The organism is Blastococcus sp. SYSU DS0541 (assembly GCF_054050875.1).
The window spans coordinates 21604-47037 of the sequence record NZ_JBJHAD010000005.1; the positions used below are offsets into that span (position 1 = coordinate 21604).

32 protein-coding genes and 1 tRNA gene are annotated in these 25434 nt (G+C 74.9%); 11 read left to right on the top strand and 22 right to left on the bottom strand.

Annotated features, from left to right (window positions below; translation table 11 throughout):
• Positions 1-38 precede the first annotated feature (38 nt).
• Positions 39-578 carry an isopentenyl-diphosphate Delta-isomerase gene (idi, locus tag ACI794_RS07260; RefSeq protein WP_456582659.1) on the bottom strand — a complete coding sequence of 180 codons (540 nt, stop codon included), beginning with the start codon at positions 576-578 and terminating at the stop codon, positions 39-41.
• Positions 579-731: 153 nt separating this feature from the next.
• Here idi and ACI794_RS07265 point away from each other — a divergent pair, with 153 nt between their 5' ends.
• The 3 genes from ACI794_RS07265 to ACI794_RS07275 are packed head-to-tail and all read left to right on the top strand — an operon-like array spanning position 732 to position 4119.
• Positions 732-1559, top strand: a complete 828-nt coding sequence (locus ACI794_RS07265) for an alpha/beta fold hydrolase (RefSeq protein WP_456615993.1) — start codon at positions 732-734, stop codon at positions 1557-1559.
• A 26-nt stretch (positions 1560-1585) separates the two neighbouring features.
• A complete protein-coding gene (locus ACI794_RS07270) occupies positions 1586-2947 on the top strand; it encodes an MFS transporter (RefSeq protein WP_456582657.1) in 1362 nt (453 codons plus the stop codon).
• Positions 2948-3000: 53 nt separating this feature from the next.
• On the top strand, positions 3001-4119 hold the full coding sequence (locus ACI794_RS07275; RefSeq protein ID WP_456615994.1) for an NAD-dependent epimerase/dehydratase family protein: 1119 nt from the start codon (positions 3001-3003) through the stop codon (positions 4117-4119).
• Between the two features lie 182 nt (positions 4120-4301).
• Here ACI794_RS07275 and ACI794_RS07280 read toward each other — a convergent pair whose 3' ends face one another.
• From ACI794_RS07280 to ACI794_RS07290, 3 genes are all read right to left on the bottom strand, one after another.
• Positions 4302-4649 (bottom strand): hypothetical protein, encoded by a 348-nt coding sequence (locus tag ACI794_RS07280; RefSeq protein ID WP_456615995.1) that lies wholly within the window; start codon positions 4647-4649, stop codon positions 4302-4304.
• 450 nt (positions 4650-5099) lie between these two features.
• On the bottom strand, positions 5100-5834 hold the full coding sequence (locus tag ACI794_RS07285) for a PaaI family thioesterase (protein WP_456615996.1): 735 nt from the start codon (positions 5832-5834) through the stop codon (positions 5100-5102).
• The gene (locus tag ACI794_RS07290; protein WP_456601337.1) at positions 5827-6981 is read right to left on the bottom strand and encodes an acyl-CoA dehydrogenase family protein; all 1155 of its coding nucleotides are present in this window, start codon (positions 6979-6981) and stop codon (positions 5827-5829) included. The genes ACI794_RS07285 and ACI794_RS07290 overlap by 8 nt, the downstream gene beginning before the upstream one ends.
• A 167-nt stretch (positions 6982-7148) precedes the next feature.
• Between ACI794_RS07290 and ACI794_RS07295 the strand changes: the two genes are divergently transcribed.
• On the top strand, positions 7149-8021 hold the full coding sequence (locus ACI794_RS07295) for an endonuclease domain-containing protein (RefSeq protein WP_456615997.1): 873 nt from the start codon (positions 7149-7151) through the stop codon (positions 8019-8021).
• A gap of 85 nt (positions 8022-8106) precedes the next feature.
• Here ACI794_RS07295 and ACI794_RS07300 read toward each other — a convergent pair whose 3' ends face one another.
• Complete coding sequence (locus ACI794_RS07300) at positions 8107-8961, bottom strand: aldo/keto reductase (protein WP_456615998.1); 855 nt, start codon at positions 8959-8961, stop codon at positions 8107-8109.
• Positions 8962-9006: 45 nt separating this feature from the next.
• Between ACI794_RS07300 and ACI794_RS07305 the strand changes: the two genes are divergently transcribed.
• Positions 9007-9603 (top strand): histidine phosphatase family protein, encoded by a 597-nt coding sequence (locus ACI794_RS07305; RefSeq protein ID WP_456601340.1) that lies wholly within the window; start codon positions 9007-9009, stop codon positions 9601-9603.
• A 12-nt stretch (positions 9604-9615) separates the two neighbouring features.
• On the opposite strand, the gene ACI794_RS07310 is transcribed toward ACI794_RS07305, so the two are convergent.
• On the bottom strand, positions 9616-10725 hold the full coding sequence (locus ACI794_RS07310) for an EAL domain-containing protein (RefSeq protein WP_456601341.1): 1110 nt from the start codon (positions 10723-10725) through the stop codon (positions 9616-9618).
• A 125-nt stretch (positions 10726-10850) separates the two neighbouring features.
• Here ACI794_RS07310 and ACI794_RS07315 point away from each other — a divergent pair, with 125 nt between their 5' ends.
• Entirely contained in the window at positions 10851-11465 is a 615-nt protein-coding gene (locus ACI794_RS07315; protein ID WP_456615999.1) for a TetR/AcrR family transcriptional regulator, read from the top strand.
• 9 nt (positions 11466-11474) lie between these two features.
• Here the strand turns inward: ACI794_RS07315 and ACI794_RS07320 are convergent, their stop codons facing one another.
• The gene (locus ACI794_RS07320; RefSeq protein WP_456601343.1) at positions 11475-11963 is read right to left on the bottom strand and encodes a DUF427 domain-containing protein; all 489 of its coding nucleotides are present in this window, start codon (positions 11961-11963) and stop codon (positions 11475-11477) included.
• Positions 11964-11967: 4 nt separating this feature from the next.
• The gene (locus tag ACI794_RS07325) at positions 11968-12258 is read right to left on the bottom strand and encodes a DUF3618 domain-containing protein (protein WP_456601344.1); all 291 of its coding nucleotides are present in this window, start codon (positions 12256-12258) and stop codon (positions 11968-11970) included.
• A gap of 88 nt (positions 12259-12346) precedes the next feature.
• Here ACI794_RS07325 and ACI794_RS07330 point away from each other — a divergent pair.
• Positions 12347-12427, top strand: a tRNA-Leu gene (locus ACI794_RS07330).
• 287 nt (positions 12428-12714) lie between these two features.
• On the opposite strand, the gene ACI794_RS07335 is transcribed toward ACI794_RS07330, so the two are convergent.
• From ACI794_RS07335 to rph, 4 genes are all read right to left on the bottom strand, one after another.
• Positions 12715-13668 carry a DUF6910 family protein gene (locus tag ACI794_RS07335; RefSeq protein ID WP_456616000.1) on the bottom strand — a complete coding sequence of 318 codons (954 nt, stop codon included), beginning with the start codon at positions 13666-13668 and terminating at the stop codon, positions 12715-12717.
• Between the two features lie 9 nt (positions 13669-13677).
• Positions 13678-14193, bottom strand: coding sequence for a DinB family protein (locus ACI794_RS07340; protein WP_456601346.1), 516 nt, complete (start codon positions 14191-14193; stop codon positions 13678-13680).
• A 222-nt stretch (positions 14194-14415) separates the two neighbouring features.
• Positions 14416-15027, bottom strand: a complete 612-nt coding sequence (rdgB, locus tag ACI794_RS07345) for an RdgB/HAM1 family non-canonical purine NTP pyrophosphatase (protein WP_456616001.1) — start codon at positions 15025-15027, stop codon at positions 14416-14418.
• Positions 15024-15779, bottom strand: coding sequence for a ribonuclease PH (gene rph, locus ACI794_RS07350; RefSeq protein WP_456616002.1), 756 nt, complete (start codon positions 15777-15779; stop codon positions 15024-15026). Before rph ends, rdgB begins: the two co-directional genes overlap by 4 nt.
• A gap of 105 nt (positions 15780-15884) precedes the next feature.
• Here rph and ACI794_RS07355 point away from each other — a divergent pair, with 105 nt between their 5' ends.
• Positions 15885-16289 carry a YjbQ family protein gene (locus ACI794_RS07355; RefSeq protein WP_456582639.1) on the top strand — a complete coding sequence of 135 codons (405 nt, stop codon included), beginning with the start codon at positions 15885-15887 and terminating at the stop codon, positions 16287-16289.
• A 49-nt stretch (positions 16290-16338) separates the two neighbouring features.
• Positions 16339-16827, top strand: a complete 489-nt coding sequence (gene bcp / locus ACI794_RS07360; RefSeq protein ID WP_456601349.1) for a thioredoxin-dependent thiol peroxidase — start codon at positions 16339-16341, stop codon at positions 16825-16827.
• Here the strand turns inward: bcp and ACI794_RS07365 are convergent.
• The 8 genes from ACI794_RS07365 to ACI794_RS07400 all read right to left on the bottom strand — a co-directional run bounded on the left by ACI794_RS07365 (position 16775) and on the right by ACI794_RS07400 (position 22820).
• Positions 16775-17359, bottom strand: coding sequence for a DUF4262 domain-containing protein (locus tag ACI794_RS07365; protein ID WP_456616003.1), 585 nt, complete (start codon positions 17357-17359; stop codon positions 16775-16777). The genes bcp and ACI794_RS07365 overlap by 53 nt on opposite strands.
• A 139-nt stretch (positions 17360-17498) precedes the next feature.
• Positions 17499-18089, bottom strand: a complete 591-nt coding sequence (locus ACI794_RS07370) for a QsdR family transcriptional regulator (RefSeq protein ID WP_456601351.1) — start codon at positions 18087-18089, stop codon at positions 17499-17501.
• A gap of 62 nt (positions 18090-18151) precedes the next feature.
• Entirely contained in the window at positions 18152-19099 is a 948-nt protein-coding gene (locus ACI794_RS07375) for a DNA polymerase domain-containing protein (protein WP_456616004.1), read from the bottom strand.
• An 83-nt stretch (positions 19100-19182) separates the two neighbouring features.
• A complete protein-coding gene (locus ACI794_RS07380; protein WP_456616005.1) occupies positions 19183-19926 on the bottom strand; it encodes an MBL fold metallo-hydrolase in 744 nt (247 codons plus the stop codon).
• Positions 19923-20747, bottom strand: a complete 825-nt coding sequence (gene murI, locus ACI794_RS07385; RefSeq protein ID WP_456616006.1) for a glutamate racemase — start codon at positions 20745-20747, stop codon at positions 19923-19925. The genes ACI794_RS07380 and murI overlap by 4 nt, the downstream gene beginning before the upstream one ends.
• Positions 20748-20868: 121 nt before the next feature.
• The gene (locus ACI794_RS07390) at positions 20869-21819 is read right to left on the bottom strand and encodes a PLP-dependent cysteine synthase family protein (protein WP_456616007.1); all 951 of its coding nucleotides are present in this window, start codon (positions 21817-21819) and stop codon (positions 20869-20871) included.
• A 50-nt stretch (positions 21820-21869) separates the two neighbouring features.
• The gene (locus tag ACI794_RS07395; RefSeq protein ID WP_456582631.1) at positions 21870-22148 is read right to left on the bottom strand and encodes a MoaD/ThiS family protein; all 279 of its coding nucleotides are present in this window, start codon (positions 22146-22148) and stop codon (positions 21870-21872) included.
• 162 nt (positions 22149-22310) lie between these two features.
• A complete protein-coding gene (locus ACI794_RS07400; RefSeq protein WP_456616008.1) occupies positions 22311-22820 on the bottom strand; it encodes a Mov34/MPN/PAD-1 family protein in 510 nt (169 codons plus the stop codon).
• A gap of 105 nt (positions 22821-22925) precedes the next feature.
• Here ACI794_RS07400 and ACI794_RS07405 point away from each other — a divergent pair, with 105 nt between their 5' ends.
• On the top strand, positions 22926-23279 hold the full coding sequence (locus ACI794_RS07405; RefSeq protein WP_456601357.1) for a hypothetical protein: 354 nt from the start codon (positions 22926-22928) through the stop codon (positions 23277-23279).
• On the opposite strand, the gene ACI794_RS07410 is transcribed toward ACI794_RS07405, so the two are convergent.
• Together ACI794_RS07410 and clpS are read right to left on the bottom strand one after the other, a co-directional pair.
• Complete coding sequence (locus ACI794_RS07410; protein ID WP_456616009.1) at positions 23218-23715, bottom strand: DUF2017 family protein; 498 nt, start codon at positions 23713-23715, stop codon at positions 23218-23220. The two genes, ACI794_RS07405 and ACI794_RS07410, sit on opposite strands and share 62 nt — an antisense overlap.
• Entirely contained in the window at positions 23712-24008 is a 297-nt protein-coding gene (gene clpS / locus ACI794_RS07415; RefSeq protein ID WP_305998956.1) for an ATP-dependent Clp protease adapter ClpS, read from the bottom strand. The genes ACI794_RS07410 and clpS overlap by 4 nt, the downstream gene beginning before the upstream one ends.
• Positions 24009-24069: 61 nt before the next feature.
• Here clpS and ACI794_RS07420 point away from each other — a divergent pair, with 61 nt between their 5' ends.
• The gene (locus tag ACI794_RS07420; protein WP_456616010.1) at positions 24070-25353 is read left to right on the top strand and encodes a nicotinate phosphoribosyltransferase; all 1284 of its coding nucleotides are present in this window, start codon (positions 24070-24072) and stop codon (positions 25351-25353) included.
• Positions 25354-25434: the final 81 nt, after the last annotated feature.

The window sequence follows — 25434 nt, forward strand, 5'->3', positions numbered from 1 at the left end:
GGCGCGAGGCGCGGTCCGCGCGCCGTCACGTCCTGCGGTCAGAAGCGGTGCAGCCCGGCGTCCTCGATCAGCCGCGCCTGCTCCCGGCACCACGGCGACCACGCGTCGCCCTCGGTCTCCTGCCGGCGGCGGAACGCGTCCCACTCCAGCAGCTCCCACTCGCCCACCTCGGTGGGCTCGGGCGCGGGCGAGCCGGTGAACCGCCCGACGTAGACCGGGCACACCTCGTTCTCCACGACCCCGCGGAACTCCGCGCGGTACCGGTAGCCCGGCAGCGCGGGGCGGACGTCGGTGACGCCGAGCCCCAGCTCGAAGCCGGCGCGGCGGGCGATCGCGTCGCCGTCGTCCTCGCCGGGGCCCGGGTGGCCGCAGACGGTGTTGGTCCACATCCCGGGGAAGGTCGCCTTGTCCTCGGCCCGGCGGGTGACCAGGAGCCGGCCGTCGTCGGAGAAGAGGTAGGCCGAGAAGGCGCGGTGCAGCGGCGTCTCGCCGTGGTGGACCTCCGGCTTGGGCATCGCGCCGATCGCCCGCCCGTCGTCGTCGACCAGCACGATGAGCTCGACAGGGGTGGCGGTCACGGCGACATTGTCGTCCTCCGGACGACACCGCGGCCACGTGCCCTCCCGCTCCTGCGTGGAGCCCTTCCCGGTCCTCCTCGGGGAGGCCTCCGGGCGCCCATCGTCGGACCGCCTCGCAGGGCGGCTCCTGTCGCTCTTTGGCACAGTCGTCGGGTGGACAGCTTCCGGAGGAACGACCTGACCTTCGACGTCCGGGACGCCGGGCCGGCCGACGGCGACCCCGTCGTGCTGCTGCACGGCTTCCCGCAGGACTCCGGTGCCTGGGACCGGGTGGCCCCGGCGCTGCACCAGCACGGGCTGCGCACGCTCGCACCCGACCAGCGGGGCTACTCCCCCGGGGCCCGCCCCCGCGGGCGGGCGCACTACCGGCTGCGCGAGACCGCGGACGACGTCCTCGCCCTGCTCGACGCCGCCGGGCTGCAGTCCGCGCACGTGGTCGGGCACGACTGGGGCGGCCTCGTCGGGTGGGCGCTCGGCGCCTGGTACCCCGACCGGGTGCGCACCCTCACCGCCCTCTCGGTGCCGCACCCGGGGGCGATGGCGCGCGCGATGGTGCGCAGCGACCAGGCGCTGCGCTCCTCGTACGTGGGGCTGTTCCAGCTGCCCGTCCTGCCCGAGCGGCTGCTGCTGACCGGGGAGGGGGCCGTCCTCCGCCGGGTGCTCCGGCAGGGCGGCCTGCCCGACGACGCCGCCGACCGCTACGTCCGGCGGATGCGCGAGCCGGGCGCGCTGACCGCGGCGCTGGACTGGTACCGCGCCGTGCCGTGGAGCGGGCGGGACCCGGTCGGGAAGGTGCGGGTGCCCACGCTGCACGTGTGGAGCACCGGTGACACCTTCCTGGGCCGCGCCGCCACCGAGGACACCGCCCGCTTCGTCGACGCGCCGTACCGGCTCGAGGTCCTCGACGGCGTCACCCACTGGATCCCGGAGCTCGCCGCGGAGCGGACCGCCGAGCTAGTCACCGCCCACGTCCGCGGCTGACCGGCCCGGTTGCGAGACTGCTCGCCATGACGGAGACGACGTCGCTGACCCGCGCCGAGCGCCTCGACCGGCTGCCCGTCACCCGGGAGCACCACCGGCTGGTCGTCGGCTCCGGCATCGGGTGGGCGCTGGACGCGATGGACGTCGGCCTCATCTCGTTCGTGATGACCGCGCTGGTCGCGCAGTGGGGGCTGTCGAACGGCGAGGTGTCGTGGATCGGGTCGATCGGCTTCGTCGGCATGGCACTCGGCGCCACGCTCGGCGGACTGCTGGCCGACCGGTTCGGCCGCCGCCAGGTGTTCGCCCTCACGCTGCTGGTGTTCGGGCTGGCGACCGGTGCGGCCGCGCTGTCCTGGTCGGTCGGGGCGCTGCTGGTCTTCCGGTTCCTGATCGGCCTCGGGCTGGGCGCCGAGCTGCCGGTCGCCTCGACCCTGGTGAGCGAGTTCGCCCCCGCGCGGGTGCGCGGCCGGGTGGTCGTGCTGCTGGAGGCGTTCTGGGCGGTGGGCTGGACGCTGGCCGCGCTGATCGGCTACTTCGTCGTGCCCACCAGCGACGACGGGTGGCGCTGGGCGCTGGCCCTGGGCGCGGTGCCGGCGCTGTACGCCGTGGTGGTGCGCCGGGGGCTGCCCGAGTCGGTGCGCTTCCTGGAGCTGCGCGGCCGGACGGAGGAGGCCGAGGCCACGGTGCGCCGCTTCGAGCGCTCCGCGGACGTCGCGCCCGTGCCCTCCCCCGCTCCCGCTCCGCCCGCCGCCCCGCCGGGCCTGCGGGCGCTGTGGGCCGGGGGCGCCGCACGGCGGACGGCCGCGCTCTGGACCGTCTGGTTCAGCATCAACTTCGCCTACTACGGCGCCTTCATCTGGCTGCCGACGCTGCTGTTCAACGACGGCTTCTCGCTGGTGAAGTCGTTCCAGTACACGTTGATCATCACGCTCGCCCAGCTGCCTGGGTACGCGGTGGCGGCCTACCTGATCGAGAAGTGGGGCCGGCGCCCCACCCTGGCGACGTTCCTGCTCGGCTCCGCGCTGGGCGCCGGGCTCTTCGCCGCCGCCGACGGCGACACCGCGGTGCTGGTCACCGGCATGGTGCTGTCGTTCTTCAACCTCGGCGCCTGGGGTGCGCTCTACGCGGTGACGCCGGAGATCTACCCGACCGCCCTGCGGGCCACAGGTGCGGGCGCCGCCGCCGGGTTCGGCCGGCTCGCCTCCATCGCGGCCCCGCTCTGCGTCCCGCTGCTGGTCGACGCCGGGGGCACCGGCCTGGTCTTCGCCACCTTCGCCGCCTTCTTCGTGGTGGCCGCGGTCGCCGCGTTCGCGCTGCCCGAGCTGCGCGGGCAGGCGCTCGACGCGGAGGCTCCCCGCGGGGCGACGTCGTCGGCGATGCGCGGCTGAGGACGCCGCCCCCCCCCCGGTTGGCCCGGGGGCGGACGGGTAGCCGCAGGGGCATGCCGAACCTCACCCCCGGCCAGCTGCGCGGCCGCACCATCGCCGTCACCGGAGCCAGCGGCAACGTCGGGACAGCCCTGCTGCGCCGGCTGACCGCCCCCTCCGCCGGCGTCGCCGAGGTCCGCGGGCTGGCCCGGCGCCGCCCGCCGTCGGGCGCCCCCTACGACGGCGTGCGCTGGCACCTGGCCGACCTCGGCGAGGCCGCCAGCGAGCGCGAGGTCGCGGAGTTCGTAGCCGGCGCCGACGCCGTCGTCCACCTGGCCTGGGCGCTGCAGCCGGGCCGGCAGCCCGGCCGGCTGCGCGAGGTGAACGTGGAGGGCACCCGGCGGGTGGCCCGCGCCGCAGCGACCGCGGGGGTCGACCAGTTCGTGCACATGAGCTCCATCGGCGCCTACGCCGGCGGGGCGCGCGGGCAGCGGGTGACGGAGGACTGGCCGACCACCGGCATCCCGAGCGCGCAGTACAGCCGCGACAAGTCGCAGGCCGAGAGCGCGGTCCGCGACGTGTTCGGTCGGCACCGGGACACCACGCTGACCGTCGTCCGCCCCACCCTGGTGCTGCAGCCGGAGGCGAGCAGCGAGATCGGCCGCTACTTCCTCGGCCCGCTGCTGCTGGGTGCCGCACGCATGCTCCCCGGCCCGGTCGCCCGCCTGCTGCCGCTCCCCCTCCCGGCGCTGGCCATCGCGTTCGTGCACGCCGACGACGTCGCCGACGCCCTCGAGCGGATGCTCGACCGGCGCGCTCCCGGCCCGTTCAACCTGGCGGCCGAGCCGCTGATGGACGCCGACGCGCTCGCCCAGGCGCTGGGGTCGGTGCGGATACCCACCCCCGCCTTCGCCCTGCGCGCCGGGCTGCACGCCGCCTTCACCGCCCACCTGGTGCCCACCGAGCCCGGCTGGCTGGACATCGGCACGCAGGCGCCGGCGCTGGACACCGGCCGGGCGCGCAAGCTGCTCGACTGGGCGCCGTTCCACGCCGGGGACGACGTGCTGCGGCAGTTCGTGGCCGCCCTGGGCGCGGGCGTGGGGGCGCCGGGCCCGCTGCTGCGGCCGGCGGGCGGCCCGGAGCTCGACCCCGCCGGCGACGCTGCCAACGCGCCGGGCCCGCGGGCGAACTGACTCAGCCGGGGAGGCTCCCCAGCAGCGTGCGGGTCATCGCGTTCCGGGTGTCGAGCAGCTCGTCCAGCGCCGCGGTCAGGTCGCCGGCCGACACCGCGAGCGCGCCGCCGTCGGGGGTGCGGGTCGCGGCGACCAGCGCGGCCCGGCGGAGCAGCTGGATGCCGTGGTGCCGTGCAGGCTGCTCACCAGGTACCGGTCGGTGTGGGCCTTGCCGACGCCCGGGCGGACCGTACAGCAGCACCCCGCGCTTGAGGTGCTGTCCCGCGGGCGAGCAGGCGGGCCTTGTGCCGGGCGACGTCGACCACCTGCCGCTTGATCTCGGCGAGCGTGGCCGGCGCGAGGACGAGCTGGTCGGCCCCCAGCTCCGGGCGGCGGTGGAACTGCAGCAGCGTCTGCCCGTGGCCGAAGACCTCCTGGCCGAAGGAGAGCACCTTGCCGCGGAACACGTTGTGCTCGATGCTCGCCTCGCGGATCTCGGCCGCGGCCCGGGCGACACCGGCCTGGTCGGTGCCGACGAGCTGATCGCGCATCGCTGGCAGGCGCGCACCTCGCCGTCGGGGCCGCAGGCGAGGTTCACCGTGGCGGGGTCGCCGGGCCGCGGGCCGTGCGGGTGCTCGGCCTCCGGGCCCAGCAGGTCGCCGATCCCGAAGTGCACGTGTTGGAACCCGGCGACGCCGACCAGTTCGTTCCGCCTCCCGGGGCGGGCCAGCCAGGCGTCCACGCCGGCCTGCACGTCGACGTGCTCGTAGCCGGGCCAGGTCTCCTCGACGACGTCCAGGCGCTCGGCGGCGTCACCGAGGTGGGGCAGCGAGCACCCGCGACAGCCGCGGCCGCTCCCCTGCCCGGGCCGCACCCACCAGGGCCCGCACCCCGCGCCGGGCCAGGCGGCCGACGTCGGCGAGCTCCGGCCGCAGCCCGTCCGGGACCGCGGCGGAGGGGGCCGTGAGCGGCTGGTAGGAGCCGCAGTTCTCGAACCGGGATCAGCTGCGGCTGGTCCAGGCGCCGACGTCCCGGCCGGTCCTCGCGAAGACCTCGCTCGCCCGCTCCGCGCGCAGCGCGATCAGCAGCGCCTCACCTTCGGCGAGCGTGGTGTCCGGGTCGTCCGCCGCGACCAGGCGGGCGGTCGCGGTGGCGCGCCGTCCCTCGACCGAGACCAGCCGGCCCGTCACCACGAGGGGCACCCCCAGGTGCACGGGCCGCCGGTAGGTGACCGTCAGCGTCGCGGTCAGCCCCCCGTGCCCGGCCCCCCGCGCCGAGCGCGCCAGCACGTGGTCGAGGAGGGTGGCCACGACCCCGCCGTGCACCAGCCCCGGCGGCCCCTCGAGCTTCTTGCCGACGGTCACGTGGCCGACGCAGCGGCCCTCGTCCGGGAAGTCCTCGACGACCATCGGCGGGGCGACCGGGCTGCCCGGCCCGTAGACCGGGCTGTACCAGCGCTCCCCGCTGTCCGGGTCGTCCACCGACGCGATCTCGTGCACCTCGCGGAGGTCGGCCGAGAGGAGCGCGGTGAGCTCCCGCGCCACGCGCGCCGCCTCGGCCAGCCGGTCGACGGGCACCTCAGTGCGGACGGCGGCGTCGACCAGGTCGCGCAACGCCTCCCCCAGCTCCCCGACGGCGGCGCGGCGAACGCCCCGCTCCTCGTCCGTCAGGTGGCCCTGCTGCAGGGGCCCGCCGCGAGCCTGCGAGTGGTGGGGGGCAGGAGGGTCCTCACGCACGCTGCATGCCGGCCTCGCGCAGCAACGCGCCACCGACGATGACCCGCTGCACCTCGCTGGTGCCCTCGTAGAGCCGGAACAGCCGGGCGTCGCGGTAGAAGCGCTCCACCGGCGTCGTCCGCAGGTAGCCCATGCCGCCGTGCACCTGGACGGCCTTGTCGACGGCGCGCCCCACCATCTCGGTGCAGAAGAGCTTGGCCGACGAGGGGCCGACGGAGGTGTCCTCGCCGGAGTCGTAGCGGGCCGCGACGTCGCGCACCATGCTGCGGCCGGCGAGCAGCTCGGCGTGCATGTCGGCGAGCATCGCCTGCACCAGCTGGAAGCGGCCGATCGGGGCCCCGCCCTGCTTCGCGCTGGCCGCGTAGGCCACCGACTCGTCGAGCACCCGCTGCGCCATGCCGACGCAGAGCGCCGCGATGTGCAGGCGGCCGCGGGAGAGCACGGTGAGCGCCTTGGCGTAGCCGCGCCCCTCCTCGCCGATGAGCGCGTCGGCGGGCACCCGGACGTCGTCGAAGAACACCTCGGAGGTCCAGGCGCCGGCCTGGCCCATCTTCTTGTCGCGGGGGCCGACGGTGACGCCGGGCGTGGTCGTCTCCACGACGAAGCTGGAGATGCCGCGGCCGCCCTTCTGCTCGGGGTCGGTGCGGGCGAAGACGACGAACAGGTCGGCGATCGGCGCGTTGGTGATGTACCGCTTGCTGCCGTTGATGACCCACTCGTCGCCGTCGCGGCGGGCGCTGGTGCGCAGCGCGGAGGGGTCGGAGCCGGCCTCGGCCTCGGTGAGCGCGAACGAGCCGATCAGCTCGCCCGCGGAGAGGCGCGGCAGGTACTTCGTCTTCTGCTCGTCACTGCCGAACTTGGCGATGACCTGGCCGGAGATCCCGTTGTTGGTGCCGAACAGCGAGCGGAACGCCGGCGTCGTGTAGCCGAACTCCATGGCCAGCTCGACGTCCTCGCTCATGGTCACGCCCAGCCCGCCGTAGTCCTCGGGCAGCGCGTAGCCGAAGAGCCCCATCCCGGCGGCCTGCGCGCGCAGGTCGTCGGGGATGCGGTCCTCGTCCTCGATCTGCTCCTCGCGGGGCAGCACCGATTCGCGGATGAGCTGGCGAACGGCGTCCTTGACCTGGCGGAAGTCCTCGGCGTCCACGGGGCCATGGTGACGCGTGCCGCGTCCGCCCCTCGCGCCGGGGTCCGGCCGTGCCGAGCCATGCGTACTCGTGGCTATCAGCCGGCGATGGCCACGAGGTTGCATGGCTCGCCCTGCCTGTGGATGGCGGAAGCGCAGCGACCCCTGATTTCGGCACGCTCCTCGGCATGCCCACGCCCCCGGTACCGCCACGGGTCCAGGGTCCGCTGGACCGGCGCGGCGCCCGGGCGAAGGGCATCACCGATTGGCACCTGCGTCACCGGGACGTCCTGCACGCCTCGCGGGACACCTACCTCCCCCGATCCGGCGACGAGTTGCAGCGGATGCGCGCCGTGCTGCTCGGCGCTCCGGACGGGGCAGTGGTCAGCCACCTCACGGCGGCCCGCCTGTGGGGCTTCCAGGTGCCACTGGTGGCGGAGGACGAGCGGGTGCACCTGACCGTCCCGCGCGACGCCCGGCTCCGCCAGCGCCGCGACCGCCGCCTGCACTTCTCCGACGTGCCCGCACCCGAGACGCGCCGGCTGCACGGGGTGGTGACGACCTCGCCCAGCCGGACCTGGATGGACCTCGCCGCCGTCGTCCCACCCGCTGCGCTACTGGCCGTCGCCGACCAGATGCTGGCCCGGGGGTACCCGCGGGCCCAGTTCCCCGCTGTCCTGCTGCGATCGGCCGGACGTCGGGGGATCGTGACCGCCCGACGGGTCGCAGCGTGCGCCGACCCGTCGGCCGGCTCCCCGATGGAGTCGGTGCTGCGCTGGGCCATCCACGAGGCGGGCCTGCCGCCACCGGTGCTGCAGCACGTCGTGCGGGACGGCGGGCGGTTCCTCGGGCAGGTCGACCTGGCATGGCCCGACCGCCGGGTGGTGGTGGAGTTCGACGGCGACGTGCACCGGGACCGCAGGGTTTTCGTGGCGGACGTCCGCCGGCAGAACGGCCTGGTCCTCGCGGGCTGGACCATCCTGCGCTTCACCTCAGCCGACCTGCTCGGTCGCCCCCACCAGGTGCTCGCGGCCATCCGGGCGGCGCTCGGGCTGGGCTGAGAGGCGGGTGAGCCGCGAGTCATGCGAACTCGTGGCCATCAGGCGGCGATGGCCACGAGTTCGCATGGCTCGCGGGAACTGCGGGTCAGGCGATGGCGTCCAGGCGCGCCATGTCCTCGTCGGAGAGGGTCAGCCGCGCCGCACCCAGGTTCTCGGTGAGGTGGTCGACCGACTTGGTGCCGGGGATCGGCAGGATGACCGGCGACTTCTGCAGCAGCCAGGCGAGCGCCACCTGCGACGGGGTGGCGTCCAGCTCGCGGGCGATGTCGGCGACCGGGCTGTCGGGGGCGGCCAGGTCACCGGTGGCGATGGGGAACCACGGGATGAAGGCGATGCCCTCGGCGGTCGCGTAGTCGAGCACGTCCTGGCTCTGCCGGTTCGTGAGGTTGTACAGGTTCTGCACGCTGACGATCTCGGTGACCTGGCGAGCGGCCTCCAGCTCCTCGACCGACACCTCGGAGACGCCGATGTGGCGCACCTTGCCCTCGTCCTGGAGCTCCTTGAAGGCGCCCAGCTGGTCGGCCAGCGGCACCTCGGCGTCGATGCGGTGCAGCTGGATGAGGTCGATGCGGTCGAGCTCCAGGTGCCGCAGGGAGAGCTCCACCTGCTGCTTGAGGTAGGCCGGGCGGCCCACCGGCGTCCAGATGCCGGGGCCCTGGCGGGTCAGGCCGGCCTTGGTCGCGATGACCAGGTTCTCCGGGTACGGGTGCAACGCCTCGGCGATGATCTGCTCGCTGATCTCGGGGCCGTAGGAGTCGGCGGTGTCGATGAAGTCGACGCCCTGCTCGACGGCGGCCCGCACGACGCGCACGGCGGCGGCGCGGTCGGCCGGCTCGCCCCAGACGCCGGGGCCGGGCAGCTGCATCGCGCCGTAGCCGAGCCGGTGCACGGGGAGGTCGCCGCCGATGGTGAACGTGTCGCTGAGCTGTGCGGTGGTCATGCCGGGAGCCAGCGTGGCAACCCCCGTGCGTGTTCCCTCCCGGGCGTGTTCCATGAGCCGATGGGAGAACTGGTGGTGCTCCGGCACGGGCAGACCGAGTGGAGCCGCAGCGGCCAGCACACCGGGGCGACCGACCTGCCGCTGCTGCCCGAGGGCGAGGAGCAGGCCCGCTCGCTGCGGGAGGTGCTGGGTCGCCGGGCGTTCGCCGAGGTGCGGGTCAGCCCGCTGCAGCGGGCGCGCCGGACCGCGGAGCTCGCCGGGCTGACCACCACGGCCGTCGACGGCGACCTGGTCGAGCTGCACTACGGCGGCTACGAGGGCCGGACCACGGCCGAGATCAGCGAGGAGCTGGGCCGGCAGTGGTCGATCTGGCGGGACGGCACCGTGGACGCCGAGGTCCCCGGTGAGTCGCTCACGGACGTCGGGGTGCGGGTGGACCGGGTGCTCGACCGGGTGCGGGACCGGCTGCCCGACGGCGACGTCGCGCTGGTCGCCCACGGCCACGTGCTCCGGGTGCTGACGGCCCGGTGGCTGGGGCTCGCTCCCGAGGCCGGGTCGCTGTTCGCGCTGCCCGCGGGCCGGTACGGCGTACTAGGCCACGAGCACGGCCGGCCGGTGCTCACCGGGTGGGCCCTGGGCTGAACGCCGCGGGGCTCAGCGGGAGCGCGCCACCGGCTGCCAGCGCCCCTCGGGCTCCTCCACCGCGGGCTCCGGGCGCACCGGCCGGCCGAACAACCACCCTTGGCCCAGGTCGGCCCCGAGCGCGGTGACCTCCTCGGCCAGCTGCTCGGTCTCGACGCCCTCGGCGACGACGACCGCCCCGAGCTGGTGGGCCAGGTCGGTCACCGCCTTCAGCACCGTGCGGGCGCCGTCGTCCGGCAGCTCCTGCACGAGCCCCTTGCCGAGCTTGACCACCTCGGGCCGGACCGCGGCCAGCAGCGACAGGCTGGACCAGCCCGCGCCGACGTCGTCGAGCGCGACCCGCCAGCCCAGGGAGCGGTAGTGCTCCAGCACCGACACCAGGTGCCCGCGGTCGGCGACGGCGTGCGACTCGACGACCTCGAAGACGAGCTGGTGGGGGTCGACACCCGCGTCGTGCGCGACCCGCTCGGTGCTGGCCAGGCAGACCTGCGGCCGGTAGATGGAGGTGGGGTTGACGTTGATGAACAGGTCGTCCCCGCCGAGCCACGGCATCGCGCCCGAGATCGCGGACTCCCGGCCGATGCGGTCCAGCCGGTCCAGCCAGCCCGCCGACTCGGCGACGAAGAACAGGTCCCCGCCACCGACCTCGCGGCCGTCGACCAGCCCGCGCAGCAGCGCCTCGTGGGCGACGACCGACCGGTCGGCCAGCGAGACGATCGGCTGGTACACCGACCAGAGCTCGGCCTCGGCCAGGACGCCGACCTCCACGGTGACCCCGCGCCGGGCCAGCTCGACGGCGAGCGTGGGTGCGGTGAGCAGCCGGGCGGTGAGCGCGGGGCCGTCGTCCGGCGGGTCGGTGGCCACCCGCACGGCCTCGGTCTCCGCGCCGGTGAGCTCCCGCGCCAGCTTCTGGAACAGCCGCTCCAGGCCACGCCCGCCGCGGTCGTCGACGACGTCGACCAGCTGGGGTGAGGAGTGGACGGTCAGGCCCAGAGCCCTCGCGGTGCGGGCGACGTGCGGCAGCACGTGCCCGATCGAGGTGGCGAGCAGCGCGCGGCTCGCCCGGCCGGGCGTCTCCCAGTTCTGACGGCACCCGCAGACACCGCCGCAGATGGTTCCCACGCAGGACAGGGTGACGCACCGGATGTGGCCCGCGAGACAGGCGCGCGGCGGTATCGGAACGCTCTTCCGGGGTACTCGAGGGGGACTTCCAGCACTTTCTCAACTTGAATGTCTAAGGTTTGCCCATGGCCGCACTCCCCACCGCCGAAGCCGACCGCCCGAGCCGTGGCGGCCGGCCGCGCGATCCCAGCCGCGACGGCGTCATCCGTGCCGCGATCCTGCGACTGCTGGCCGATGTGGGCTACGGGGCGCTGACCATGGACGCGGTGGCCGCGGAGGCCGGCGTCGGGAAGGCGACGATCTACCGCCGCTGGCGCACCAAGCAGGACCTCGTGGTCGACACCATCTCCGACCTCAACCGCGACGTGGCGCAGAGCCCCGACACCGGCTCCCTCGAGGGCGACCTGCGCGAGATCATGCGCACCCTGGTCGGCGTCGTGAACGGGCCGACCGGCGCGGCCACGCTCTCGCTGCTCTCCACCGTGCCGCGCCACCCGGCGCTCGCCGAGGCGTTCGAGCAGGGGCCGCTCGCGGTGTGGCGGCAGTCCTTCGAGAAGGTGTGGCAGCAGGCCGAGGCCCGCGGCGAGGTGGGCCCGGAGTTCCGGAGCTCGGTCGCCGCCGAGACGATCAGCGCGCTCCTCGTGCAGCGCTGGCTGCTCACGCACCGCCCGGTCGACGAGGCCTTCGCCGACGAGGTGCTCGAGACGGTCGTCCTGCCGCTGGTGCGCACCCAGGGCTGACCCCGCCGCTCACCACCCGAGGGTGCCGGGCCCGCCCTTGACGGGGCCGGCGATCTCGTCGGTGACCCAGCCGCCGTAGAAGCCGCCCGGCTGCGGGCGCACCTGCTCCCCGTCGACGAGCGCCCGGTCGACCCTGCCGGGGTAGAAGGCGATCGCCGAGCGCAGGTGCTCGTAGCCCGGGGCGGGGTCTTCGTAGGACCACCCGATGGCCGGGACGCGCCGGCCGTCGAGGACGGCGTCCCAGTAGGTCGCCGCCCCCTTCCACTCGCACACCGAGCGGCCCGGCGCCCGTTCGAGCAGGTCGACGGCGACGTCCTCGCGCGGCACGTAGTACACCGGCGGGTGGCTGGTCTCGCAGACCCGCACCGCGCGACGGGTGTCGGCGAGCACCCGCCCACCGAGTTCCACGACGACGTGCCGCCCGGTCACCTCGGCGGACGGGGGCCGGGGGTAGTCCCAGACCGACTCCTGACCCGGGCCGACCGGATCGCGGCGCACCGGATCAGCGCGTCCGGTTGACCTTCTCGACCACGACCTTGCGGCGCCCGACCTGCACGACGTCGGCCTTGCGGCGGTGCCGGACCTTCTGGACGACGACCAGGGTCACCAGCAGCCCGACCGCGCCGACCGTGGCCTGGCCCGCCGGCGTCCGCAGGAAGCGCTGGACGGCGTCCCGGCCCTGCGCCTTCAGCCGGGTCGGGCTGCTCCGGTAGGCGATCTGGTCCAGGGTGGCGGCCAGCGACTCGCGGGCCGCATCGATCTCGAGCTGGATCTGTCGTGGGTCGCGGGGCACGGCGACAGCCTGCCAGACGTCCCGCAGGTCAGCGCGCCGACGGTCCGCCACGGCCACCCGCAGCGGTGCTCCTACACTCCGGGACCACGCGGGAGTGGTGTAACGGCAGCCACGCCAGACTTAGGATCTGGTGCCTTCGGGCGTGGGGGTTCGACTCCCCCCTCCCGCACGCGGACGTCTCCGAGAGTGCGCGCTGTCGTCTCGGCGTGGTGGTCCCCGACCGGGTGACGACGGCTGCGGTGCCCGCCACGACGCTCACGGTGCGGGCGACGCGGACCCGCGCGCTGACCCTGCCCGCCGTCCTCGCCCTGGTCTCCGCGATCCTCGCGGTCGCGCGATCCGCCTGGTGGTGGGTCGGGGTCGCGGTGGCCACGGCCCTGGCCGTGCTGGTGCTCGTCGCGCCGGCCGGCTCGAGGGGCGCGCCGAGCTGCTCCGCCGGGCCGGCTGACGCGACGGTCAGCCCAGGACCACCCGCAGGTCGAGCTCGGCCGACGGCGCGTCGGGGTCGTCGTCGTCCACCACGGCCAGCAGGTGCACGGTGTCGCCGTCCACCCCGCACAGCGCCAACCCCTCGACCTTGTGCACGTGCCCGTCCACCTCCGGGATGGGCACGACCGCCTGCACCATGTCGCCGTCCAGCAGCGCGATCGCGGTGGCGACCACGGGACCGTCGTCCACCGCGTTCGGGGTGTCCTCGGCGGCGGCGCTCAGCAGCACCCGCCCGTCGGGCAGCGCGACGGCGTCGGTGACCGCCAGGCCCACGCCCTCGACCTGGCCCAGCTCGTACTCCCGCGGCCGGTCCACCGGGACGGCGGCGGGCTCCGCGCGACCGAGGACGGCGGCGACCACGTCCTGCAGCGGCACGTCGACGCTCGCGGAGCGGACGCCGGCCATGAGGTTGCCGCGGTTGAACCACCGGACCACGTCGCCGTGGCGGCTCGCCCCCTCCAGGTTCACGTGGTCCATCGGCAGCCCCAGGACGTCGGCCACGCGGTGGTAGACCGGGCCGAGCTCCGCGGAGCGCACCACCGGCCGCCCGCCCTCCAGCCGCACGAGGACCCCCCGCATGCGCCGGGGCGAGGAGCCCGAGCCGAGGAGGAGCACGGCCGGCTCGCCGTCCACCTCCGCCGGGCAGGCGACCTCCAGGTCGGGTTTGAGGCGCTTGGTGCCCTCCGCCTCGCGGAACGTGCGCAGCCCCTCGACGGGCGGGAGCACCTCGAGCGCCACCACCTCGTCCGGACGGCGCCAGGCGGCGACCGTCGAGTCGTCCTGCACGACCAGCCAGCCGTCCCCGAGCGGGGCCACGCCCGAGGCCGCGGTCACCGGGGTGCCGTCGGCGAAGCGCAGCGGCCGGGCGGCGTCCACGAAGACCTGCATCGCCCCGGTGTGCCCCGCCCGACGGCCGCTCACGCGCCGGGATCAGTAGTAGCCGGTCCGCCCGTCGACCAGCTCGCGGAGCAGGTCGAGGTGCCCCACGTGCCGCGCGACCTCCTCCACCATGTGCCCGAGGATCCAGCGCAGGGAGAGCGTCGTGCCCCCGTACTCCTCGTCGCGACCCAGCTCGTCCAGCGACGCGGCCGCCACGATCTCCGTCGATGCGGCGCACTGGCGGGCGTACTCGTCGAGCAGCCGCGCCAGCGGGACGCCGCCCACGCGCCAGTCGGCGCTCCCGTCGTCGCCGAACTGCGGGTTGGCCTCCTTCGACCGGCCCAGGAACAGCACCTCGAACCAGCAGTGCTCCACCCAGCGCAGGTGGGAGACCAGGCCGGCGATCGACATGAGCGGTGAGGTCGGCAGCAGGGCCCGGTGGGCGTCGTCGTCGGTGAGCCCGTCGCACTTGAGGTGCACGACAGCGCGCTGCAGGTCCAGCCAGCCGACGAGCAGCTCCCGTTCGTCACCGGCCCCGGGTGGTCGGACGCGGGCGGGCAGGCTCACGCGCCGGACGCTAGCCCTCGGGGAGCCGCCCGTCAGCCGGGTTCGGCCGCCGTCGTCCACTCCACCGCCGCCCGGCCCGCACGCGGCCGCCAAGGCGCACCGGCCTTCGGCGCCGGGCGCCGGGCGCCGGCGAGGAGCCCGTGCGCCCGGGCCGGCACGCCGAGCCCGAGGAGGCGGACTCCCTCGCCTGGCTCGGCTTCCCGGTCCGTCGGGATCGACGCCTCAGCGGGCGCCCAGCACCTCGGCGAGCACCGGCACGAGGGCCGCGAAGGCCTGCCCCCGGTGGCTGCGCGCGTCCTTCTCCGCCGGCTCCAGCTCCGCCGAGGTCAGCTCGAGCCCCTCGGGGACGAACACCGGGTCGTAGCCGAAGCCGTTGCTCCCCCGCTTCTCGCTGATCACCCGGCCGCGCCACTCCCGCTCCAGCACCCGCTCGGTGCCGTCCGGGGTGACGAGCGCCGCCGCGCACACGAAGGCCGCGCCCCGCCGCTCGTCGGGCACGTCGGCGAGCTGGCCGAGCAGCAGCGCGGTGTTGGCGTCGTCGTCGCCGTGCCGGCCCGACCAGCGCGCCGAGAGCACCCCGGGCATGCCGTTCAACGCGTCGACCGCGAGCCCGGAGTCGTCGGCCACGGCGGGCAGCCCGGTGTACCGGACAGCCTCCCGGGCCTTGAGCAAGGCGTTCTCCGCGAACGTCGCGCCGGTCTCCGGCGCCTCCGGGTACTCCTCGACGTCGCGCAGCCCGACGACCTCGACCCCGGGCACCGCGCTCGCCAGCAGCCGCTGCAGCTCGGCGAGCTTGCCTGCGTTGCGGGTGGCCAGCAGCAGCCGCGTGCTCATCGGCCGACCGGCTCCCGCGACAGCGCCTCGGCCTGCAGGCGGGTGAGCTCGGCGCAGCCGCCGACCGCCAGGTCGAGCAGCGCGTCAAGGGTCGGCCGGTCGAAGACCGCGCCCTCGGCGGTGCCCTGCACCTCGACGAAGCCGCCGTTCCCGGTGCAGACCACGTTCATGTCGGTGCCGGCGCGGACGTCCTCCTCGTAGGCGAGGTCCAGCCGCGGCTCGCCGTCGATGACGCCGACGCTGACCGCGGCGACCGACTGCACCAGTGGCTCCTGCTTCGCCAGCTTCTTGCGCTCGCCGAGCCACGCCACCGCGTCGGCCAGCGCCACGTAGGCGCCGGTGATGGCCGCTGTGCGGGTGCCGCCGTCGGCCTGCAGAACGTCGCAGTCGATGGCGATGCTGTTCTCCCCGAGCGCACCCAGGTCGATCGAGGCGCGCAGCGAGCGGCCGATCAGCCGGCTGATCTCGTGCGTGCGGCCGCCGATCTTCCCGCGGACCGACTCGCGGTCGCTGCGGGTGTGCGTGGCGCGCGGCAGCATCGAGTACTCGGCGGTGACCCAGCCCAGGCCCGAGCCCTTGCGCCAGCGGGGCACCCCCTCGGTGACGCTCGCCGCGCACAGGACGCGGGTGCGCCCGAACTCGACGAGCACCGAGCCCTCGGCGTGGTCGAGCCAGTTGCGGGTGATGGTCACCGGGCGGAGCTGGTCGGCCGAACGGCCGTCGGCGCGGGGGGTGGGTCGAGGCTGCGTCACGGGTGCCGACAGTAGTGCGCGCCGCCGACGGGCGGCCGCGACCCGGGCCCGCTCCCCCGCGTGCTGGCGGGCGCACGGGCCCGGGCCTCCGGCAGGATCGGTGCCATGCGATCGGAGCTGCGTGCCGTCCGGACCGGAGGCGTCCCCGTCGTCGTCGACCTCACCGACGACTGCGCCGAGTTCGTGCAGCCGGAGGGCGACGGCCTGCTGCACGTCTTCGTCCCGCACGCGACCGCCGGGCTGGCGATCCTGGAGACCGGCGCGGGGAGCGACGACGACCTGCTCGCCCAGTTGGACGAGTTGCTCCCCCGCGACGACCGGTGGCGCCACCGGCACGGCAGCCCGGGACACGGCCGGGACCACGTGCTGCCGGCGTTCGTGCCGCCGCACGCCAGCGTCCCCGTGCTGGAGGGGCGGCTGATGCTGGGCACCTGGCAGCGCATCTGCCTGGTGGACACCAACACGGACAACCACCAGCGGCACGTCCGCTTCTCCTTCCTGCCCGGCTGAGGTGCGCCCCCTTGCGAGCCCCTCCCGCAGACACGGCAGGATGCGCGGCATGACCGAGACCGACGCCGCCCCCGTCCGCCTGGCCGCCGGCGACCCGGCGCCGGACTTCACGCTGCCCGACGCCGACGGCACCCCGGTGTCGCTCTCCTCGTACCGCGGCCGGCGCGTGATCGTCTACTGCTACCCGGCCGCGCTCACGCCCGGCTGCACCACGCAGGCCGTCGACTTCACCGCCGCGGCCGGTGACCTCGCCGAGGCGGGGCTGGAGATCATCGGCATCTCCCCCGACCCGGTCGAGAAGCTCGCCCGCTTCCGGGAGAAGGAGAACTTGCGCATCACGCTCGTCTCCGACGCCGACAAGCAGGTGATGCAGGCCTACGGCGCCTACGGCACGAAGAAGCTGTACGGCAAGGAGGTCGTCGGCGTGATCCGGTCGACGTTCGTCATCGACGCCGAGGGCCGGGTCGAGCGCGCCTCCTACAACGTCAAGGCCACCGGGCACGTCGCCAAGCTCCGCCGCGACCTCGGGCTGGACTGAAGAACCACCCTCCAGGGGCCACTGCGGGGTGGCCGGGCAAGAACGTCTGCCTAGGCCCGCCACGTCCCCGGCCGGGGCTGGCACTCCGGCGGGCACGGGTAGCCCGGGTCCCACGGGAAGCCGCCGTCCGGGTGGCCCAGGTCAGCTGGTAGGCGGGCACCGAGTACTCGTCGGGGCGCTGGTAGAAGCGGTTGGCGCTGAACAGGACCTCCCCCGGGTTGGGCAGCTCCTCCACCACGAGCGGCTCCGCCCGGCCGTGGGTGAGCACCTCGCCCGGCACCAGGTCCCGGCCGTCGAGGACAAGGCCGGCGACGTGGTCGAGCAGGCCGCTCGCCGCCTCGCGCCCGACGCCCACCACGACCAGTTCGGGGTGCCCCACCCCGAACAGGCCCACGGTGTAGCCGAACGCCGGCTCGTCGGAGGCCTCGCCGCGCATCACGTACTGCACGGCGAACCGGTGGACGCGGATCGCCTGCGCCAGGCGGCTGTCCTCCTGGTCGAGCCAGGCGATCGTCTGCGGATCGGTCGTCACGCCGCCCAGCGTCCCGCCGGACAGCGACGACCGGGGCGCCCGGAGACCCGGCTGTGGACGACCGCCGCGCCTGGGGACAGCCGCCGGTGGCGGAGGGGCGCCCGCCGGAACATCTCCGGGAACGGCCCGGACGTCGTCCTCAGCGGCGATCGAGCCCGAAGACGCTGGTGACCAGTGCGTCGAGCACGGTCGTCGCCGCCTTGAGGTCCGGTGCCCGGGCGGCGAGCACGTCGGAGTAGAGGAAGGACTCCCCCAGCCGGACGACGGCGAGGGCGAGCAGCGGAACGGGGATCTGCGGCTCGAGACCGTGCTCGTCGACATCCCGCTGGAAGAGCTCGGTGTAGGCCTCCACGACCCGCGGCTGGACCCGGCCCTGCGGATCGGTGAGCACGCGGATCGCGGTCGCCGGCTCCTCGTCGAGCAGGCGGCGGACGGGGAGGGCGGTGCTGAGGGCGTAGCGGAAGTCCTCCATCACCGCCAGGGAGCGGAGCCGGGTGTCCGGCCCGTCCCCGGACGCCCGGGCGTCGTGCTCGCGCTCGGCGGCCGCGAGCGTCCGCCGGCCCAGGAAGGCCAGCGCCTCGCCGAGGATCGCGTCCCGGTTGCCGGCGCGGCGGAACAGGGTCGCCCGGGAGATGCCCAGCTCCGTCGCCAGGGTGCCGGTGTCCAGGCGGCGGCCGCTCATCAGGGTCCGCGCCGCGTGGCGCACGATCTCCTCCGGGGCGCCGCTCACGGGTGGCAGCGTAGGGCAGGAGGAGCGGGCCCCGACGTCGTCGGCACCCGCCCGTTCGAGGGCTACCGGCCGGCGTCCCCCTCCGCTGCCTCGCGCCGCAGCCGGGCCCGCCGCTTGCCCTCGTGCATGGCCTGCACCCGGGCCACCGGGATGGTGTGCCCCTCGGCGACGAGCGCGGCCGGGAGCTGCTGCGGCTCCGGCAGCAACGCCGCCCAGTCCGGCAGAGACGACCCCGAGGTGACGGTGGCGTCCCCCGGCCGCACCGCGTCCAGGTCGGCCCAGTCGACGGGCGCCGACACCGGCAGCCCCGGTCGCACCCGCGGGCTGTAGGCGGCGACGACCGTGCCGGTCCCCGACCGGGTGGAGTCCACGAACACCCGGCCCTTCCGCTCCTCCTTGAGGAACGCCGTCGTCGCGACCCCGGGGTCCAGCTGCGCCGTCCGCTGCGCCAGCGCCCGCGTGGCCGCGGCGACGTCCTCGACCGGCGAGCCCTGCACCGGGACGACGACGTGCAGCCCCGAGGAGCCGCTGGTCTTCACCGCGCCGGCGAGCCCGGCATCTGCCAGCGCCCGACGGGCCAGCCGGGCGACGGCCACGACGGCGGAGAAGTCCGCGCCGTCGGGCGGGTCGAGGTCGAGCACCAGCCCGGTCGGCTCCCGCGAGCCGGCCGGGAGGAAGGGCACGTGGAACTCGACCGCGCGCTGGTTGGCCAGCCACAGCAGGGTGCGGCGGTCGTCGCACAGCACCTGGTGCACCTCGCGGTGGGCGGACTCCGCCCACACGGCCACCGTGCGCACCCAGGCGGGGGCGCCCTTGCTGACGTTGCGCTGCATGAACGGGGCCTGGCCCGGCCGTACCCGCACCACCGAGAGCGGCCTGCCCGCCAGCAGCGGGACCAGCCGGTCGGCGACGGCGTCGAGGTGGTCGACGAGCGCGCGCTTGGGGACGCCGAGCCCGTCACCCAGCGGCGAGTCCAGGCTGCTCAGCGGCACGCCGTCCCGCTCCTCCATGGGGTCACCGTTCCGCGATCACGGCCATCCGGCAACCGGCCCCTGCGAGGGCCCACCGCGAGCCTGCGAAGGAGGGTCGTTCCTCAGATCTCGTACGTGGCGCCGGGGGTGACCAGCTCGGTCTCGCTGAACACCGAGCTCGCGGCGAAGAGCTGGCCGATGTGGTCGACCCAGGCGGGGATGTGGGTGAGCAGCAGGCGGCCGACGCCGGCGGCCGCGGCGTGCTGGGCGGCCTGCCGCCCGGTGAGGTGCAGACCCGGCGGCTGCTCGGGCGCGTTGTCGGGGTGCGCCGCCTCGGCGAGCAGCACGTCGGCGCCGCGGGCCAGCTCGACCACCCGCTCGCAGGGGCCGGTGTCGCCGGTGTAGACCAGCGACCGCCCGCCCGCGGTCAGCCGGATGGCGTAGGTCTCGACCGGGTGCGCGGTGCGGGCCAGATCCACGTCGAAGGGGCCCAGGCGGAAGGTCCCCGGGCCCACCGGGACGAAGTCGAAGACGTCGGTCAGGCCGTCGCCGTCCACGTCGTAGGCCAGCGCCAGTCGCCGCTCGGCGCCCACCGGCGCGTAGAGCGGTACCAGCGGCCCCCGGGGGCCGCCCGAGTAGCGGTGCCAGACGACGAACGGGGCGATGTCGAGGCAGTGGTCGGCGTGCAGGTGCGAGAGGAACACCGCGTCCACCGACGCGGGGTCCGCGACTCGCTGCAGCGCCCCGAAGGAGCCGTTGCCCAGGTCGATGACGAGCCGGAACCCGTCGTGCTCCACCAGGTAGCAGGACGCGGGCGAGTCGGGACCGGGCCCGCTGCCGCAGCACCCCACGACGGTCAGCCTCACGCGGCACCCGCCCGCCCGGCGCCGAGCACGGCACCGACCTCCGGCCCCAGGAAGCGGCGGCCGAGCCGGGCGAACGGCTCGGGGTCGCCGGTGGCCATGAAGACGTGCCGCGGCGAGGGCGCCGCGGGATCGCGGAGCAGGTCGGCGCGGGTGAGCACGCGGTAGACGTCCTTGGCGGTCTCCTCGGCGCTGGAGACGAGCGTGACGCCGTCCCCCAGCACCACCGAGAGCACGCCGGTGAGCAGCGGGTAGTGCGTGCAGCCCAGGACGACGGTGTCGACGCCGGCGGCCATGAGGGGGTCCAGGTATGACTGCGCCAGACCCAGCAGCTGCCGGCCGCTGGTGATCCCCCGCTCGACGAAGTCGACGAAGCTCGGGCAGGCGGCCGAGGTCACCGACACCTGCGGCGCGGCGGCGAAGGCGTCGTCGTAGGCGCCGCTGGTCACCGTCGCCTGGGTGCCGATGACGCCGATCCGGCCGTTGCGGGTGGCGGCGATCGCCCGGCGGACCGCGGGCAGGACCACCTCGACCACCGGGACGTCGTATCGCTCCCGCGCGTCGCGCAGGGAGGCGGCGCTGGCGGAGTTGCAGGCGACGACGAGCATCTTGACGCCGCTGCCGACCAACTCGTCCATGACCGCCAGGGAGTGGCGGCGCACCTCGGCGATCGGCAGGGGGCCGTAGGGGCCGTTCGCCGTGTCGCCGATGTAGCGGACGGCCTCGCCGGGCAGCTGGTCGAGCACGGCGCGGGCGACGGTGAGCCCACCGACGCCCGAGTCGAAGATGCCGATCGGCGCGTCGGCTCCTGGCTGCGTCCCCATGTCGCCGGTCAGGCTAGCGGCCCCCACCGACGGTCCCGCCGACCCCCGGTGACGTGCCGGAACGGCCACCCTTCAGGGGCCCGCGGCGAGCGTGCGAGCCGTGGGGAGAAGGGTGGTCCTTCTAGGCCCAGAGCTGGCCCTCCAGCGCGGAGGTCGCCTCCTCGAGCGTGCCCGCGTACGCGCCGGTGGAGAGGTACTTCCAGCCGCCGTCGCAGACGATGAAGACGATGTCGGCCCGGCGCCCGGCCGCGACCTCCTTGTCGGCGATGCCCAGCGCAGCGTGCAGGATCGCGCCGGTGGAGATGCCGGCGAAGATGCCCTCCCGCTCCACGAGCTGGCGGGTGCGGTGGATGGCGTCGTCCGGCCCGACGGAGAACCGCGAGTCCAGCAGGTCGGCGTCGTAGAGCTCGGGGATGAACCCCTCGTCGATGTTGCGCAGGCCGTAGACCAGCTCGCCGTAGCGCGGCTCCGCGGCGATGACCTGCACACCGGGCTTGTGCTCGCGGAAGTAGCGGGAGCAGCCCATGAGCGTGCCCGTCGTCCCGAGCCCGGCGACGAAGTGGGTGATCGAGGGCAGGTCGGCGAGGATCTCCGGCGCCGTCCCCTCGTAGTGCGCCTGGGCGTTGGCCGGGTTGCCGTACTGGTAGAGCATCACCCAGTCGTCGTGCTCGGCGGCGAGCTCCTTGGCCATGGCGACGGCCTGGTTGGAGCCGCCGGCCGCCGGCGAGGAGATGATCTCCGCCCCGTACATCTCCAGCAGCTGCCGCCGCTCGATCGAGGTGTTCTCCGGCATCACGCAGATCAGCCGGTAACCGCGCTGCCGGGCGACCATGGCCAGCGAGATGCCGGTGTTGCCGCTGGTCGGCTCGAGGATGGTCGAGCCGGGCCGCAGCAGCCCCTCCTTCTCGGCTGCCTCGATCATCTTGATCGCGGCGCGGTCCTTGATGGAGCCGGTGGGGTTGTGGTCCTCGAGCTTGGCCCACAGCCGCACGTCCGGCGTCGGCGAGAGGTTGGGCAGCCCGACGAGCGGGGTGCCGCCGAGGGAGTCGACGAGGGAGGCGAAGCGGGCCATCGGGTGAGCTCTTCCGGAACGGGGGCGAGGGGCGGGGAGCGGGGCGCCGCTCAGCAGCCGCCCGCGACCGCCGGGAGGATCGTCACCGAGTCGCCGTCCTTGACCTGGGTGTCCAGGGCGCCGGTGAAGCGCACGTCCTCGTCGTTGACGTAGACGTTGACGAAGCGGTGCAGCTTGCCCTCCTCGGTCACGAGGCGGTCCTTGAGGCCCGAGTGCTTGCTGTCGAGGTCGTCGATCAGCGCGGCGAGGGTGTCCCCCTGGCCCTCGACGGTCTTGCTGCCGCCGGTGTGGGTGCGCAGGATGGTCGGGATCCGGACCTCGATGGCCATGGCGTGGTTCTCCTCGGGACGTGGCTGTCTTGGGGGGTGCTGCAGAGGCAGCGGTGGTGCATCTGAGCCGGGCAACGCCCGCTCACCGCGGGGCATTCCGGGACGGCCCCGTCCAGGGCACCGCCCCGAGCGTGCGAGGGGCGGGGAGGACGGGGCCCTCTTTCAGTCGTAGACGACGGTCGTCGGCGAGTGCCCGAACAGGTAGGACTCGACGATCTCGACCTCCTCCTCCGACACCTCCCCGTCGACGATCCGGTAGCTGCGGAACTCGACGTCGTCGCCGGCCAGGCCGGTCTCGGGACCGTGGTGGCGGGTGGACACCAGCACGTAGTGCGTGCGGGGGTCGGCGGCCGGGCCGGAGGCGTACCCGACGTCGGTGCGCGAGGGGTAGGCCTCGGTGGCGGTGTGCGAGTGGTAGACGACGACCGGCCACTCGTCCCGGTCGTCCATGTCGCGGTAGAGCGCGAGCAGGTCGGCGCTGTCGAACTCGTAGAACGTGGGCGACCGCGCCGCGTTCAGCATGGGGACGAAGCGCTCGGGACGGTCGGTCCCCTCCGGTCCGGCGACGACGCCGCAGGCCTCGTCCGGATGGTCCTTCCGGGCGTGGGCCACGATGGCGTCGTAGGTCGCGCGGTCGATGCGCAGCACGTCGGCCAGTCTAGGCCTGCTCACCGGGCCGCTCCCCGATCGCCCCCGGGACGCCCCCCTGCCGGGTGACCGGCCGGGGCCCGCCGGGTGGCCGCCGGGGAACGAGCCGGGACCGATACGGTCGGCGTCGTGTGGGTCCCGCTGCTCCTGACCGCCGGCGTCGTGCTGCTGGCCCTGCCGGCGTTGGTCATGGGCGTGCGAGGGCTGTTCCGGCACCACGGCTACAGCGCCGCGCACCCGGGCGACCGGGGCCCCGTCGTGGTCATCGTCGTCGTGCGCGCGGTGCTGCTGCTCTTGCTGCTCGCCGCCTCGGCCCTGGTGCTGGTCTCCACCGTCGGCGCGATCCTGGCCGACGTCGAACTGCACGGGATGGTCTACGTGCTCTTCGTCCTCGACCTGCTGCTCGCCGCCCTGGTGCTGCTCACCTTCGGCCGGCGCGACCGGCGACGAGCGCGTCCACGAGCGACCCCTGCAGCGCGGTGAGCCAGTAGTAGGCCGCGAGCTGGTGGTCGGTCTCGTCCACGATCTCCTCCGGCGGCTCGGTGTCCTCGCTGATGTCCAGGCGGGTGCCGAGCGCCAGCCGGAGGTCGTTGCTTGTGCGCAGCCAGGCACCGGCCTGCTCGTCGTCCAGCCGGACCTCCCCCCCGTCGGCCGGCAGGGTGGCGCGCACGGTGGCCAGGTCGTCGGCCTTGCCGCCGCGCAGGGTCTGCTCGGTGAGGCCGCGGTAGTCCTCGGCCAGCGCCGGGTCGCTGCGGTGCCCCGCGGGGAAGAGCCGGTCCATCACCGGGTCCCCGCTGCTGTCGGCCCGGTCGGCGGCCAGCAGCTGCTCCAGCTGGTCGAGCAACAGCCCGACGATGCCTGCCTCGGCCCGGTCGAGGCGGGCCACGAGGTGGCCGCCCTTGGCGCGGAACGGCTTCACGAGTCCCTCTGGTAGCTGGCCCACAGCCCGTAGGCGTGCAGCCGGCTGGTGTCGTGCTCCATGCGCTCGCGCGGGCCCGAGCTGACGATCGCCTTCCCCTCGTGGTGCACCTGGAGCATCAGCGTGGTGGCGGTCGGCTCGTCGTAGCCGAACAGCTCCTGCAGCACGAAGGTCACGTAGGTCATGAGGTTGACCGGGTCGTTCCAGACGACGGTCACCCACGGCCGGTCGAGGTCTCCGTGCTCCTCGACGGTCGTCTCGGGGGCCCGGGTCGGGGCGAGCGGTCCGGCCACGGGTCCCAGCTTAGGACGTCGTCCGCCCCGGCGACCGGGGGTCCGCCTACGCTCCGGAGCCATGCCGACGGCTCCCGCCCTGCTCACCGACCGCTACGAGCTGACGATGCTGGCCGCCGCGCTCGCCGACGGCACAGCGGAGCGGGACTGCGTGTTCGAGGTGTTCGCCCGCCGCCTGCCGCACGGCCGCCGCTACGGGGTGCTCGCCGGCACCGGCCGGTTGCTCGAGGCGCTGCCGCACTTCCGGTTCGGCGACGCCGAGCTCGCGACGCTACGCGACCAGGGGCTGACCGACCGGCGGCTGCTGGACTGGCTGGCCGACTTCCGGTTCCGCGGGGACGTCGACGGCTACGCCGAGGGCGAGCTGTTCTTCCCGGGGTCCCCGGTGCTCACCGTGCGCGCCCCCTTCGGCGAGGGCGTGCTGCTGGAGACGCTGGCCCTGTCGATCCTCAACCACGACTCGGCGATCGCCTCGGCGGCCGCCCGCATGGTGGCGGCGGCCTGCGAGCGGCCCTGCATCGAGATGGGGTCGCGCCGCACGCACGAGGAGGCCGCGGTCGCCGCCGCCCGCGCGGCCCACCTCGTCGGGTTCGCGTCGAGCTCCAACCTGGAGGCGGGGCGGCGCTACGGCGTCCCCACCACCGGTACCAGCGCCCACGCGTTCACGCTGCTGCACGACGACGAGCGGGCGGCCTTCCGCGCCCAGGTGGAGACCCTCGGCACCGGCACCACGCTGCTCGTCGACACCTACGACGTGGAGCAGGGCATCCGGACGGCGATCGAGGTGGCCGGCCCGGAGCTGGGCGCCATCCGGCTGGACTCCGGCGACCTGCCGACCCTGGCCACGCGGGCCCGGGAGCTCCTCGACGAGCTGGGCGCCAACCGCACCCGCGTGATCGTCACCAGCGACCTGGACGAGTACGCCATCGCGGGGCTCATGGCCGCGCCGGTCGACGGCTACGGGGCGGGCACCTCGCTGGTCACCGGCTCGGGGGCGCCGACGGCCGGGATGGTCTACAAGCTGGTGGAGCGCGACGGCGTCCCGGTGGCCAAGCGCTCCGAGGGCAAGAACTCCGTCGGCGGGCGCAAGCGGGCCGTGCGCCGGCACGCCGCCGACGGCACGGCCACCGCCGAGGTGGTGAGCAGCTCCCCGGTCGAGGCGCGTGAGGGCGACCGCGACCTGGTGGTGCCGCTCGTCCGGGACGGCGCGCCCTGCGACGACGTCACCCCGCCCGAGGCGCTGCGGCGGGCCCGCGAGCACCACGCGCGGGTGCGCGAGGCGCTGCCGGCCGAGGCATGGGCGCTCTCCCGCGGGGAACCGGCGCTGGAGACCGAGACCGCCTGAGCGGCAGAAGGGCCCCGTCCTCCCGACCACTCGCAAGCTCGCGGCGGTGCCCTGGACGGGGCCGGGAAAGGCACACTGCAC

Bases quoted from the DNA above. Each gene is read 5' to 3' on its own strand.
- ACI794_RS07275 (WP_456615994.1), top strand. From the start codon at position 3,001: ATGCCGAACCTCACCCCCGGCCAGCTGCGCGGCCGCACCATCGCCGTC.
- ACI794_RS07295 (WP_456615997.1), top strand. From the start codon at position 7,149: ATGCCCACGCCCCCGGTACCGCCACGGGTCCAGGGTCCGCTGGACCGG.
- murI (WP_456616006.1), bottom strand. From the start codon at position 20,747: ATGGGGACGCAGCCAGGAGCCGACGCGCCGATCGGCATCTTCGACTCG.
- ACI794_RS07270 (WP_456582657.1), top strand. From the start codon at position 1,586: ATGACGGAGACGACGTCGCTGACCCGCGCCGAGCGCCTCGACCGGCTG.
- ACI794_RS07280 (WP_456615995.1), bottom strand. From the start codon at position 4,649: ATGCGCGATCAGCTCGTCGGCACCGACCAGGCCGGTGTCGCCCGGGCC.
- ACI794_RS07375 (WP_456616004.1), bottom strand. From the start codon at position 19,099: ATGGAGGAGCGGGACGGCGTGCCGCTGAGCAGCCTGGACTCGCCGCTG.
- ACI794_RS07390 (WP_456616007.1), bottom strand. From the start codon at position 21,819: ATGGCCCGCTTCGCCTCCCTCGTCGACTCCCTCGGCGGCACCCCGCTC.
- ACI794_RS07420 (WP_456616010.1), top strand. From the start codon at position 24,070: ATGCCGACGGCTCCCGCCCTGCTCACCGACCGCTACGAGCTGACGATG.
- bcp (WP_456601349.1), top strand. From the start codon at position 16,339: ATGACCGAGACCGACGCCGCCCCCGTCCGCCTGGCCGCCGGCGACCCG.
- ACI794_RS07395 (WP_456582631.1), bottom strand. From the start codon at position 22,148: ATGGCCATCGAGGTCCGGATCCCGACCATCCTGCGCACCCACACCGGC.
- ACI794_RS07315 (WP_456615999.1), top strand. From the start codon at position 10,851: ATGGCCGCACTCCCCACCGCCGAAGCCGACCGCCCGAGCCGTGGCGGC.
- ACI794_RS07300 (WP_456615998.1), bottom strand. From the start codon at position 8,961: ATGACCACCGCACAGCTCAGCGACACGTTCACCATCGGCGGCGACCTC.
- ACI794_RS07355 (WP_456582639.1), top strand. From the start codon at position 15,885: ATGCGATCGGAGCTGCGTGCCGTCCGGACCGGAGGCGTCCCCGTCGTC.
- rdgB (WP_456616001.1), bottom strand. From the start codon at position 15,027: ATGAGCACGCGGCTGCTGCTGGCCACCCGCAACGCAGGCAAGCTCGCC.